Source organism: Microbacterium soli, assembly GCF_039539005.1.
Classification (GTDB): Bacteria; Actinomycetota; Actinomycetes; order Actinomycetales; family Microbacteriaceae; genus Microbacterium; species Microbacterium soli.
The window spans coordinates 794618-806840 of sequence record NZ_BAABCP010000001.1 but is presented as its reverse complement, the minus strand read 5'-3'; the positions used below and the strand labels follow the sequence as shown (position 1 = coordinate 806840).

Here is a 12223-nt window from a genome sequence, read left to right as displayed (position 1 = left end):
AAGATCGTACGGGATGCCACCCGGCACCCGTCGCACGATGGTCAGTCCTCGGACAACATCTTCGGCAAGTAGCCGAGAACATCGAGCTGCCGGATGATGCGAGGCGCGAGCGGTCCCTGGGAGATCGACAGGCGGTAGAAGCGCGGACCCTCACTGGAGTGCCGGAGCAGTCGTCGATCCAGCAGATCGCGGATGAGACGTGAACGCGTGGACGCGCTGCCCGGGGCGACATCGCTGAGATCCCCGGCCTTGACCGTCCCCAGGTCGAGGACTCGATGAAGAACCCGATGCTCATCGGCTGTGACCTGCCCGTCTCGGAGGAGCCTGTCCAGCGAGGGACCCACGAGAGCCTCGATGACGTGGAGCCTGTCCTGGAGGCGCACCAGCCTTGCGATGTCATCGCGGATGCCTCTCACGAAGAATGAAGCCCACGCGATCGTCCCGTCATCGCTGAGCGTGTCCGCGGACTCCAGCGCCGAGATGTAGGCACCGCGGTCATTGCCGAAGACAGCAGTCGGATTGACTGCGCTGAAGCCGCGGGTCGCGAAGATCGTACGGCGCAGCATCGCATAGGTGAGAAGTCGCGAGACGCGTCCGTTTCCATTGCGGAACGGATGGATCCAGACGAAGCGGTGGTGCGCGAGGGCGATCTGCATCATCTGCTCATGCAGCGGCCTCTCGGCGTTCGCGAAGTCGAGCAGCGACGACATCTCTGCGTGCACGAGCGGTGATGAAGGCGGGCGGTGCGCGGAGCCTCGTATCGCCACGTCGACCTTCCGGTACGCACCCGGTGTGGGATCTCCCTCCGTGGTCAGCCCCGCGACCGTGCGCGCGTGGAGATCGCGGATGAGGAGGTGGGTCAGGGGCTCCGCAGGGTCGAGGCTGTCCAGGTAGCGGGCTGCGGAGACGATGTTGGTGATCTCCCGGAGCTTCTCGTCGGTTGCATCCGCCGGTTCGCCACCGGCATGATCAAGTGCTTCGAAGACGGTCGTGTGATTCCCCTCGATGCGGGCCGAGACGACGCTCATGACGGTATCGAACAGCAGCTGGAGCTCAGCGAACGTATCCCGTGGTGTATCGCCGGTTCCGATGTCCGCGCGAAGCCGCTCGATCTCGAACAGTGTGGCGACGAGATCGGAGTCGAAGGAGAGCGGCGGTATGCGGTACAGGTCGGGCATCTTGCTCCTCGGCATTCTGTGATTTGCGTCGGATTGGAGAACTATTTGCGACAACTGGGCTATCAATGCTGATTTCATCGCACTTTCTGCCAGTGACAGAGTGCGATTAATTGCATACAAGCATAAGGATACTTGCGCTCACCGTGACGTGCACTTGCGGCTCACCGCACCTTCGAGCGGGCCGGAATAGGCTGGATCCCGTGACCGCCGACTTCGTCTCCGACATCTTCGACCCCGCCGAGTGGGCGCCCGCGCCCGGCGCCGAGGAGTACACCGACATCACCGCGCACGTCTCGCGCGACGGCGGCGTCGCGCGCATCGCGTTCGACCGGCCCGAGGTGCGCAACGCCTTCCGCCCGCACACGGTCGACGAGCTCTATCGGGCGCTCGATGTCGCCCGGCAGGATCCCCGCATCGGCGCCGTGCTGCTCACCGGCAACGGCCCCAGCCCGAAGGACGGCGGCTGGGCGTTCTGCTCGGGAGGCGACCAGCGCATCCGCGGCCGTGACGGGTACAAGTACTCCGACTCCGCGACATCGGTGCAGGATCCGGCGCGTGCCGGAAGGCTGCACATCCTCGAAGTGCAGCGGCTGATCCGCTTCATGCCCAAGGTCGTCATCGCCGTCGTCCCCGGGTGGGCGGCCGGTGGCGGGCACTCGCTGCACGTCGTGTGCGACCTGACCATCGCGAGCGCCGAGCATGCCCGGTTCAAGCAGACCGACGCGGACGTCGGCAGCTTCGACGCCGGGTACGGCTCCGCGTACATGGCCCGCCAGACCGGCCAGAAGTTCGCGCGCGAGGTGTTCTTCCTCGCCGAGGAGTACTCCGCGCAGCGCGCGTACGAGATGGGCGCCGTGAACCGCGTGGTGCCGCACGCCGAGCTCGAGCGCGAGGCGCTGAGGATGGCGCGCACGGTGCTGACGAAGTCGCCCACGGCGATCCGGATGCTGAAGTTCGCCTTCAACGCGGTGGACGACGGGATGGTGGGCCAGCAGGTGTTCGCGGGCGAGGCCACGCGCCTGGCCTACGGCACCGATGAGGCCGTGGAGGGCCGCGACGCGTTCCTGCAGAAGCGCGACCCCGACTGGTCGTCGTTCCCCTACCACTTCTGAGGGTGCGGCGATGAGGCTGCATCCGATCGACGGCGGCGACCCGCGTGCGGTGCTCGAAGCACTGCCGGCGGCCCTCGACGGCGCCCGACCGCTGGCGCTCGGGTTCGCCCCGGAACCCGGCAACGAGGTTCCCGACGGGACCGCCGTGGTCATCGCGACGTCCGGGTCGTCCGGCATCCCCAAGCGGGTCATCCTCAGCGCCGAAGCGCTGCGGGCGAGCGCGGCCGCGACGGCGCAGCGCATCGGGGCCGGGCAGTGGATGCTCGCCCTGCCCGCCGGGTACATCGCCGGGGTTCAGGTGATCGGCCGCTCGCTGCTGGCCGGACGCGCCCCCGTGCTGCTGGAGGGGCGGTTCACGGCGGAGGCGTTCCGGCGCGCCACCGGGCGGCTGCGGTCCGACGCCGACCGGTACGTCTCCCTCGTCCCCGCGCAGCTGTCGACGCTGCTGGATGCCGCCGAGCACGACCCCGGCATCCGTGACGCGCTGGTGTCCTACCGGACGGTCCTCGTCGGCGGGCAGGCCCTGCCGGCGGTGCTGGCACGGCGGGCTCACGAGGCGGGCGCGAGGATCGTGCGCACCTACGGCTCGAGCGAGACCGGCGGCGGATGCGTGTACGACGGCGTCCCGCTCGATGGGGTGCGCCTGCAGGAGGTCGGCGGGGAGATCCGCATCGCGGGCGCGCACCTGGCCACCGGCTACCTGGGGGATGCGGCGCTGACCGCGAGCGCGTTCCCGGCCGATGAGGCGGGTGTGCGCTGGTATCGCACCGGCGACACCGGCGTCGTCTCCGATGACGGGTCCCTCCGCGTCACCGGGCGCATCGACAACGTCATCGTCTCCGGCGGCGTCAACGTGTCGCTCGACCGGGTCGAACGCGCGGTGCACGGCATCCCGGGGCTGGAGCACGCGGTGGTCGTCGGTGTGCCGGATGAGCGTTGGGGGGAGGCATCCGTCGTCGTCACGGCGCCCCCCGTTCACGAGTCGCTGTGGGAGGCCGTGCGCGAGCGCGTGGCGGACGAGATCGGCCGACCCGCCCGTCCGTCCCGCCTCGTCGTCGTTCCGGAGGTGCCGATGCTGGCATCCGGCAAGCCCGACCGCGAGGCGCTGCGCCGGATGCTGCGGGAGCCCTGACGCGGCAGCGCCTAGGCTGACCCGCATGGCGATCTACACGCATGGGCATCACGATTCGGTGCTGCGCTCGCACCGCAACCGCACGATCGACAACTCCGCGGCGTACCTCGCCGAGCACCTCACCGCCGATGCGCGACTGCTCGACGTCGGGGCGGGCCCCGGCACCATCACGGTGGACTTCGCGAGCCGCGTCGCCCACGTGACCGCCACGGAGATCTCCGACGAGGCGCTGCGGCTGTCGCAGGCGCTCGCCGCCGAACAGGGTGCGGCCAACATCGACTTCTCCGTGGAGGACGTGCACGCGCTGAGCTTCGCCGACGACGGCTTCGACATCGTGCACGCGCACCAGGTGCTGCAGCACGTCGGCGACCCCGTGCAGGCGCTGCGCGAGGTGCGGCGGGTCACCCGGCCCGGCGGCCTGGTCGCGGTGCGCGACGCCGACTATGCGGGCTTCATCTGGTACCCCCTGCTCCCCGAGTTGGACGAGTGGCTTCGGCTGTACCGGGAGGCCGCACGGGCCAACGGCGGTGAGCCGGATGCCGGGCGTCGCCTGCTCGGCTGGGCGAGGGCGGCGGGTTTCACGGACGTCACGGCCACGGCATCCGTCTGGTGCTACACGACGCCCGAGGAGCGCGACTGGTGGGGCGGCCTGTGGGCCGATCGCGTCGTCGAGTCCGCTCTGGCACGGCAGCTCACGGCATCCGGGATGGCGACGGATGCCGACCTGCAGCGCCTCAGCGACGCCTGGCGTGCCTGGGCGGCCGACGGCGACGGCTGGTTCCTCATCCCGCACGGAGAGATCCTCTGCCGCGCCTGAGAGGCGCAGGGCGGTTCGGCTGCTGATCGGCGCCGGGGCGGCCTGCGGGGCACCGGGATACATCCGCAGGCGGATGCCGGGGTGCCGGGCGTTCCCGTAGCGTGGTGGCGTGATCCGCCCGCTCAAGCCCTACCAGCTCGTGCTCGACATCATCGGCAGTGTGCTGGGGCTGCTGCTGACCCTGCCGCTGAGCCTGCTCATCGTCGCCGGCAGCGCCGGTTCGTGGGTCGTCGGCGGGAGCGTCGCGGTCGTGTTCCACCTCCTCGTGGCGGTCGTGCTGTGGGGCGCGGCGGCGATCGCGAGGCTCTCCCCGCCGATCGCGCTGGCGGTGGCCTGGCTGGGTGCGATCCTGCAGATGGCGGGTGGGCTGTGGCCCTCGCCCATCGATGTCGCGGTGTTCGTCGTGCTGTTCGCGACGGCGGCCTGGGGCACCCGGCGCCTGCTCTGGATCGGCGGCGCCTCGGCGTTCGGCGGCGGGCTCATCGCCGGGATCTACGTGGCGGTGATGCAGCGCGACGTATTCGTCGTCGACGGGGAGTACCCGCTGCGGCTGCTGGCCGTCGGCGCGCTGGTCGCCACCGTCGTCGTGCTCTCGCTGGCGATGTCGTGGAGCGCGGGCCTGCTGTGGCGGCTGGTGCTGCACGGCCGGCGCACGCACGAGGCCCAGCTGCGGGCGGAGGCCACCGCCGCGGAGGAGGCCGAGCGCGTGCGCATCGCGCGCGACATGCACGACATCGTCGCGCATTCGCTGGCCGTCGTCATCGCGCAGGCCGACGGCGCGCGGTACGCGGCCGCCACGAAGCCCGAGCTCGCGCAGGAGGCCATGTCCACGATCGCGCAGACCGCGCGCTCCGCGCTCTCCGACGTCCGGATGCTGCTGACCCAGCTGCGTCATCGTCAGGGCGACGGGCCGCAGCCGACCCTCGCCGACCTGGAGACGCTGTTCGAACACGTGCGGCAGTCCGGAGTCGAGCCGCGGATCACCGTCGACCCGATGCCGCCGGGCGAACCGCCGAGCGCGATCCAGCTCGCCGTCTACCGCATTCTGCAGGAGGCGCTGACCAACGCCCTGCGCCACGGCGAGGGTGATGTCGACGTGCGCCTGTCCTGGTGGGCCGACCGCGTCGACGTGGAGGTGCGCAACAGGATCGCGGAGGGCAGGACGGGCTCCGCGGGCGGTCACGGGCTGGTGGGGATGCGCGAGCGGGCGCAGCTGGTCGGCGGCTCGCTGACGACGAGCCGGGACGCGGGATGGTTCCTCGTGCAGGCGACGCTGCCGGTCGGGGCGCCGTCACCGGGGCCCGCGGATGCGATGCGGTAATCGCGTACGTCGCACGGCCCTCGACACGCGAAGATGGATGCGTAGTCGATGACCTGGAGGTCGGGATGATCAGGATCGTGCTCGTCGACGATCAGGCGCTGTTCCGCGCAGGCGTCCGCATGCTCGTGTCCTCCCAGCCCGACATGGATGTCGTCGGAGAGGCGGGTGATGGGCGCGAGGCGCTCGAGGTCATCGGACGCACCTGTCCGGATGTCGTGCTGATGGACATCCGGATGCCGGTCATGGACGGGTTGACCGCCACGGCCGAGCTGCTGAAGCTCCCGCAGGCCCCGCACATCGTGATGCTGACGACCTTCGACCTCGACGAGGCCGCCGCCCGGGCGATCCAGCAGGGCGCCAGCGGATTCCTTCTCAAGGACGCCGAGCCCGAGTTCCTGCTCGCGGCGATCCGCACGGTCGTTTCCGGGGCGAGCGTGATCGCGGCATCCGCCACCCGCGAGCTGTTCGCGCATTTCACCACCGAGACCACGCCGGTGCCCGCGGAGTTCTCCGACCTCACCGACCGGGAGCGGGAGATCTTCGAGCTCGCCGCGCGCGGACTGTCGAACTCCGAGATCGCGGCGCGCGAGTACCTCAGCGAAGCGACCGTGAAGACGCACATCAGTCGTATCCTCGCCAAGCTGGCCCTGCGCGACCGCGTGCAGCTGGTGGTGTTCGCCTTCGAGCACGGGCTCGTCTGAGACGCATCCGCGCGGATCATCCTGCAGATGTACTGCGGATGCATCCGACGGGCGATGTGCGGCGCCGGGAGCCGGCCATAGCGTCGAAGGCATGGAGATCACCACCTCGGACCTCGGGCTCGCCGCCCGTGTCCAGCACCTCACCAAGTCCTACGGGTCGGGAGCGTCGACCGTGCGCGCGCTCGACGACGTGAGCGTCGGCATCCGTCGCGGCCAGTTCACCGCGATCATGGGGCCGTCCGGGTCGGGGAAGTCGACGCTCATGCACATCATGGCAGGGCTGGACGCGCCCACGCAGGGACGGGCCTGGATCGGCGACACGGAGATCACAGGCCTCGACGACCTGGAGATGACCATCCTGCGCCGACGGCGCGTGGGCTTCATCTTCCAGGCGTTCAATCTCGTTCCGACCCTGGACGCCATCGGCAACATCCGATTGCCGTTCGAGCTGGACGGGCGGCGCCCGAGCGCGATCGAGCGCGCCCGCATCGACGGCCTCGTCGAGCGGCTGGGGCTGGAGTCACGGCTGCATCACCGCCCGCACGAGCTGTCCGGCGGCCAGCAGCAGCGGGTGGCCATCGCACGGGCGCTGGCCACCGCACCGGACCTGGTGTTCGCCGATGAGCCGACGGGCAACCTCGACTCCCGCAGCGGACGCGAGGTGCTCCAGCTGCTCTCCGACGCCAGTCGTGAGCAGGGCCAGTCGATCGCGATGGTCACCCATGACCCCGTCGCCGCCAGCTACGCCGACCGCGTGCTGTTCCTGGGCGACGGGCGGATCACCGCGGACCATCCACGACGCAGTGCCGAGCAGATCGCCGCGCACATGCTGGCGGCGGAGGTGGCGGCATGACCGGCGTCTCGGATCGCCCGGCTGCGGGCATCCGCACGGCTGAGCCGACCCGCACGGTCGAGCCCGCCCGCGCCTCCCAGCCGACCTGGGCATCGCGGCTGTCCTGGCTGCGCGAGCGGGGCATGGGCGCCACCATCCTCGTCGCCGCCCTCACCGCGGCCTTCGGCGTGATCCTCGTCGAGGTCACCGGGTACATCGGCGGCGCGCTGCAGGCCGATCCGTTCCTGGGCGACAGCGAGACGCTGGCGCTCGTGGTGAGCATCCTCACCGTGCTGCTGGTGGGGGTGGCGATGTACGTGGCGGCCATGGTGACCGCGAACACCTTCGCCACGATCATCACCGGCCGCATGCGCCGCATCGCGCTCCTGCGGCTGATCGGGGCCTCCGCCCGCGCGCAGCGCGCGGAGGTCGCCGGTCAGGGCTTCGTCGTCGGCCTGATCGGGGCCGTGATCGGTCTGGGGGTCGGGCTGGGCGTGTCGGGGCTGGGCGTCGTGGCGGGGGAGCGGATGCTGGCGCTCACCCCGGACGAGTTCACGCTCTTCACCCCGGGCATCCTCGCCCCCGCCGTCGGGGTGGCGCTGACCACGTGGCTGGCGGCGCATGTCGGCTCGCGGCGGGTGCTGACCGTGACTCCGCTGGAGGCGCTGGGCGGATCCGTCGAGCGCACCCGTGAGGAGGTCTCGACGCGGCGTGGCGCCCGCATCGCGTCGCTCGTGATGCTGGTGCTGGGGTCGGCGCTGCTGGCAGGGGGCGTGCTGATCGGGCTGTACCTGCCGCTGGGCGTCGTGGTGGCGTTCTTCGGCGGTGTGCTGTCGTTCACGGGGCTGGTCATCGGGGCCGACCGGGTCATGCCGCCGGTGCTGCGCCTGGTGGGCCGGATGTTCGGACGCGGCGCCACGGCCCGGCTCGCCGCCGAGAACGCGCTGCGCCACCCGGAGCGCTCCAGTCGGATGACCATCGGCGTGGTGATGGGCGTCGCACTGGTGACGATGTTCGCCGTCGCGCTGCAGTCCGTCAAAGCCCTGTTGGTGAGAGGGACGGAGGGGGTTCCGGCCGAGATGTTCGCCCCCATCGACGCCTTCGTGACGGTCATGATGGTGCTCGTCGCGGTGTCGGCGGTGATCGCCGGTGTGGGGCTCGTCAACCTGCTCACGATCGGGGTCGTGCAGCGCACCCGCGAGCTGGGACTGCTGCGGGCGATCGGGCTGACCGCGAGGCAGGTGCGCAGGATGGTGCTGCTGGAGGCCGTGCACATCACGGTCGCCGCGACGCTGACCGGCCTCGTCGTGGGCAACCTGTACGGCTGGATCGCCGCGCAGTCGCTGCTGGGCTCGATCCGGCTGCCCCCCGACTTCGAGCCCGCCGGATTCGTGCTCCCCGCGGTGCCGTGGGGCCCGGTGGCGGTGATCGTCGTCGCGACGGCCGTGCTGACCGCGCTCGCCGCCGTGACGCCCACTCGGCTGGCCACGCGCGTCGCTCCCGTGGAGGCCCTCGCCGCCGTCTGAGCCGGGTCGGACATAGGCTGGAGGGATGTCGTCGCCGTTCGATCAGTCGTACTACCAGGTCCGTGTCGAGTGGGGTGCGGAGGGCCTGGCCCGCCTCGCCCCCGCCGACGTCGTCGTGATCGTCGACGTGCTGCGGTTCTCGTCGACGATCGCCGACATCGTCGCCGACGGTGGCCGGGTCGCCCTGACGGATGCCGGGGACTGGTCCGCCGACGGCGCGGCGGTCGCGGCGTCCGTCGCCGATGGCGGAGCCGTGGTGCTGGTCGGCGGCATCCGCAACGCGGCGGCGACGGCCCGCGCGGTCATGGCCGTGCAGGAGCGGCGGGCGGAGCGCACCTCGGTCGCGGTCATCGCCGCGGGCGAGCGCACGCCGGAGGGCGCGCTGCGCTTCGCCGTCGAGGACCAGCTGGGCGCGGGTGCCGTGATCTCGGCGCTGACCGACCTGGGGATCGACCACTGCGCGCCCGACGGCGCCGTCGCAGCGGAATCGTTCCGGTCCCTGCGCCGGGCGCTGCGGCACATGATCGTCGCGAGTGGCTCGGGCCGCGAGCTGACCGCCGGGGTCGCCTCCACCGCGCGGATGCGGGAATCGGGCATCCGCCCTGCCACGGCCGAGGAGGCCGCGGAGCTCGATGCGGTCGATGCCGTGCCGGTGCTGCGCGACGGTGTGTTCGAGCGCTTCGTCTGACGCGTCCTCACCTGCTCCCTGCGCCGGGAGATCCGTGTCGGCGTCCGCGGTCGCATCCGCGCGTCATGGCCACGGCGTGCAGGATGCGCATAGTGTCGGAGCATGAGGTACCTTCCCGCCCTCCTCGTCGACGCCGTCCTCGTTCTCGTGTTCGCCGTCGTCGGGCGGGCCTCCCACGGCGAGGACCCGATGGGCTTCCCCGTGACGGCCTGGCCCTTCCTCATCGCCCTGCTCGTCGGCCACGCGCTCGCCGCCCTCGTGCCGATGCGCCCCCGCAGGCCCTGGTCACCGGGGTGGGGTGCGATCGCGTGGATCGTGACCGTCGCGGGCGGGATGCTGCTGCGCGTCGTGACGGGAGACACGGCCGAGACGCCGTTCATCGTCGTCGCGACGCTCGTGCTGGGGGCCCTCCTGCTCGGCTGGCGGTTCGCCGCCCTTCTCATCCGCCGCTACCGGGGGCCGCGCCGAACCGCCTGACCGGCGTGCCGCGGCGGCGGGTCAGCGGGGCAGCTGTGCGGCCCGACGATCCGCTGCCGTGATCTCGCGACGCGTCCAGGTGAACAGGTGGCTCCTGTCGAACCGGCGCGAGCAGATCGCGCAGGAGGTCTCCCGGGACGGCCGGCGATGTCGGTAGGTGACATGCCCGGCGGGGCACCGGCCCACCCACGGCGCCAGCTCCGTCGCCGTCTCGCCGTGATGCGTGGTGCCGCCCACGTAGCCGAGATCCCGCGCGACGCGCTTCCACTCGGGGCCGTGACCCGCGGCATGCCCGGCGAGGGCGTGGGCCACCTCGTGCAGCAGCGTCTGATGGATCTCGTCGTCCTCGAACCGGGCCGCCAGATAGCGGGAGACGGTGATGCGCCTGCGCTGGTGGTCGCACTGCCCCGCGCGGCGCTTGGCATGATCGAAGTCGAACGTCCACGAGTCGTCGAGATGCATGACGATCAGCGCCTGTGCCCAGACGCGCACACGGTTCAGATCGGCCATGAGATCAGAGTAGAGCACGGAACCGACATCACCGCCCGCCGCCGGCCCCTCCCGGACAGTCCGGGGGAATGCGGCCGCATTCGGCGTTCAGACCAGCACGCCGGGTGCGGTCGAACCGCGGCGCTCCGCCGTCTCGATCGCTCGCAGCGCGATCTCCAGCTCCGCGTCGTCGGCGCCGGCCTCACGGCGCAGGAACAGCGACTGCTTGAAGCTCTCCCGCGCCCGTTCGAAGTCCCCGGCCTCATACGCGTTGCGCCCCTGATGGCGGTACGCGAAGGCGGCGATCGCCGCCCAGCCCTGCCCCTCCGCCTCGCTCGCGCAGTGCGAGAGCTCCAGAGCGGCGGCGGCGTGCGCGCCGCGATTCTGCAGCACCGTGGCGTGCAGCACGCGTGCGCGCAGCAGGCTCTTGCGGGTCCCGGCCATCCGCGCCTGGCGCACGGTCTCCTCCGCCGTCTCCAGAGCCTCGTCGAGCCGGCCCAGCACCTTCAACAGCCACACCCGCTCCAGCAGCACCGGCAGACTCCGCTGGTTCTCGAGCTCGGCCAGCCGCATCGTGCACTCGCGCTCGTCGACGATCTCGCGGAGCGTCTCGGGGTCGTAACCATGGATCAAATTCACGATTGTCTGCTCCTCTCCGCGACCGTCGTCCCAGTCTGCCTCCCCGGACGCCGAACCTCCCGAAGCCACGCCCTCGACGCAGGAGTCGGCCTGCGTCTTCGCGCAGGGCTCGCGCACGTCGACCCGCGACCCGACCCGTCCGTCGGCGCCGGCCTCAGCGCAGGAACAGGCCGGCGTCCGGTCGGGGCGAGGCCACGGCATCCGCATCCGTCACGACCGACGCACCCCGCGAGAACGCGACGACCTCCTCGCCGCGCGCCATCTTCGCCGGGTGCGGCCCGGCGGCCAGCACCCGCGGCAGCCACTCCGCGGGCAGGTCGGCGACGGATGCCGCGACGACGAGGTTGCCGAAGCGACGCCCCTTGAGCACCTGCGCGTCGGCGAGCACCGCGACATCGGAGAACACCGACGAGATGGTCGCGACCTGGCGGCGTGCGAAGGCGAGCCCGGGACCGTCGGCCACGTTCACCAGCAGCACCCCGGACGGCGCCAGCAGGTCCGCGACCTCCTGGTACAGCTCCCTGCTGGTCAGGTGCGCGGGCGTCTGCGCACCGGAGAAGACGTCCGAGACGACGAGGTCGCAGTTCCCGCGCAGGGCGGGCGGCAGGCGCTGCAGACCCTCCCGCGCATCGCCGATCCGGATGCGGATGGCCGCGCCGCGCGGCAGAGGCAGGTGCGTGCGCACCAGCTCGACCAGCGGGGCCTCCCACTCGATCACCTGCTGTCGGGAGCCGGGCCGGGTCGTGGCGATGTAGCGGGGGATCGTGAGAGCGCCGGCGCCCAGGTGCACGGCGCTCAGCGGAGCGGATGCCGTGGCCCCGAGCTGATCGATCACGGCGCCCATCCGCACGACGTACTCGAAATGCAGGTGGGTGGGGTCGTCCAGGTCGACGTGCGACTGCGGGGTGTCGTCCACGATGAGCTCGAAGCCACTGGTGAACTCGCTCGGGACGATCTCGGCGATGCCGCCGTGGTCGAGCCGTGCCCGCGGATTCGCGGTATCCCGTGCCCGTGACCGTCCCATGGCATCGAGCCTACCCAGCGGCGGCCGGTCACCTCCGGCTGGTGCAGGCGCTCTGGTTCAGGTCGACGCCGCTGATCCCGCGCGACAGCTCCGCGGCATCCGTCGGCGCAGGGGTGCCGGGAACCGCCGCCGAGCGGATGCCTTTACCGCAGCTTCGCGAGTTGGTCAAGGACTGCACTTGCCATGTCGCAACATCACACCTATAGTTAGTGGTTGCGCTCGCTTCTCCGTGCCCTCATATGGTGGTCGGCAATCGTTGAGTTCTCGAGCGTGCACTCCATCGACGT

At 71.2% G+C, this 12223-nt stretch carries 13 protein-coding genes; 9 read left to right on the top strand and 4 right to left on the bottom strand.

The window, feature by feature from the left end; genetic code table 11:
• Positions 1–41: 41 nt before the first annotated feature.
• The gene (locus ABD770_RS03720) at positions 42–1178 is read right to left on the bottom strand and encodes a Fic family protein (RefSeq protein ID WP_344818157.1); all 1137 of its coding nucleotides are present in this window, start codon (positions 1176–1178) and stop codon (positions 42–44) included.
• A 200-nt stretch (positions 1179–1378) separates the two neighbouring features.
• Here ABD770_RS03720 and ABD770_RS03715 point away from each other — a divergent pair, with 200 nt between their 5' ends.
• The 9 genes from ABD770_RS03715 to ABD770_RS03675 all read left to right on the top strand — a co-directional run bounded on the left by ABD770_RS03715 (position 1379) and on the right by ABD770_RS03675 (position 9784).
• On the top strand, positions 1379–2290 hold the full coding sequence (locus tag ABD770_RS03715) for a 1,4-dihydroxy-2-naphthoyl-CoA synthase (RefSeq protein ID WP_344818156.1): 912 nt from the start codon (positions 1379–1381) through the stop codon (positions 2288–2290).
• Positions 2291–2300: 10 nt separating this feature from the next.
• Positions 2301–3422: an AMP-binding protein gene (locus ABD770_RS03710; protein ID WP_344818155.1), complete on the top strand. Its 1122-nt coding sequence runs from the start codon at positions 2301–2303 to the stop codon at positions 3420–3422.
• Between the two features lie 25 nt (positions 3423–3447).
• Complete coding sequence (locus tag ABD770_RS03705) at positions 3448–4239, top strand: class I SAM-dependent methyltransferase (RefSeq protein ID WP_344818154.1); 792 nt, start codon at positions 3448–3450, stop codon at positions 4237–4239.
• Between the two features lie 109 nt (positions 4240–4348).
• Positions 4349–5560, top strand: a complete 1212-nt coding sequence (locus ABD770_RS03700) for a sensor histidine kinase (RefSeq protein ID WP_344818153.1) — start codon at positions 4349–4351, stop codon at positions 5558–5560.
• Positions 5561–5625: 65 nt separating this feature from the next.
• Positions 5626–6261 carry a response regulator gene (locus tag ABD770_RS03695; RefSeq protein ID WP_344818152.1) on the top strand — a complete coding sequence of 212 codons (636 nt, stop codon included), beginning with the start codon at positions 5626–5628 and terminating at the stop codon, positions 6259–6261.
• A gap of 91 nt (positions 6262–6352) precedes the next feature.
• Positions 6353–7114, top strand: a complete 762-nt coding sequence (locus tag ABD770_RS03690; protein ID WP_344818151.1) for an ABC transporter ATP-binding protein — start codon at positions 6353–6355, stop codon at positions 7112–7114.
• Complete coding sequence (locus ABD770_RS03685; RefSeq protein ID WP_344818150.1) at positions 7111–8619, top strand: ABC transporter permease; 1509 nt, start codon at positions 7111–7113, stop codon at positions 8617–8619. Before ABD770_RS03690 ends, ABD770_RS03685 begins: the two co-directional genes overlap by 4 nt.
• 25 nt (positions 8620–8644) lie before the next feature.
• On the top strand, positions 8645–9307 hold the full coding sequence (locus tag ABD770_RS03680; protein WP_344818149.1) for a 2-phosphosulfolactate phosphatase: 663 nt from the start codon (positions 8645–8647) through the stop codon (positions 9305–9307).
• A 102-nt stretch (positions 9308–9409) separates the two neighbouring features.
• Positions 9410–9784, top strand: a complete 375-nt coding sequence (locus ABD770_RS03675; RefSeq protein WP_344818148.1) for a DUF3054 domain-containing protein — start codon at positions 9410–9412, stop codon at positions 9782–9784.
• 21 nt (positions 9785–9805) lie between these two features.
• Here the strand turns inward: ABD770_RS03675 and ABD770_RS03670 are convergent, their stop codons facing one another.
• From ABD770_RS03670 to ABD770_RS03660, 3 genes are all read right to left on the bottom strand, one after another.
• Complete coding sequence (locus ABD770_RS03670) at positions 9806–10294, bottom strand: SprT-like domain-containing protein (RefSeq protein WP_344818147.1); 489 nt, start codon at positions 10292–10294, stop codon at positions 9806–9808.
• A gap of 87 nt (positions 10295–10381) precedes the next feature.
• Positions 10382–10912 carry a hypothetical protein gene (locus tag ABD770_RS03665; protein WP_344818146.1) on the bottom strand — a complete coding sequence of 177 codons (531 nt, stop codon included), beginning with the start codon at positions 10910–10912 and terminating at the stop codon, positions 10382–10384.
• Positions 10913–11066: 154 nt separating this feature from the next.
• Complete coding sequence (locus ABD770_RS03660) at positions 11067–11936, bottom strand: spermidine synthase (RefSeq protein WP_344818145.1); 870 nt, start codon at positions 11934–11936, stop codon at positions 11067–11069.
• Positions 11937–12223 lie beyond the last annotated feature (287 nt).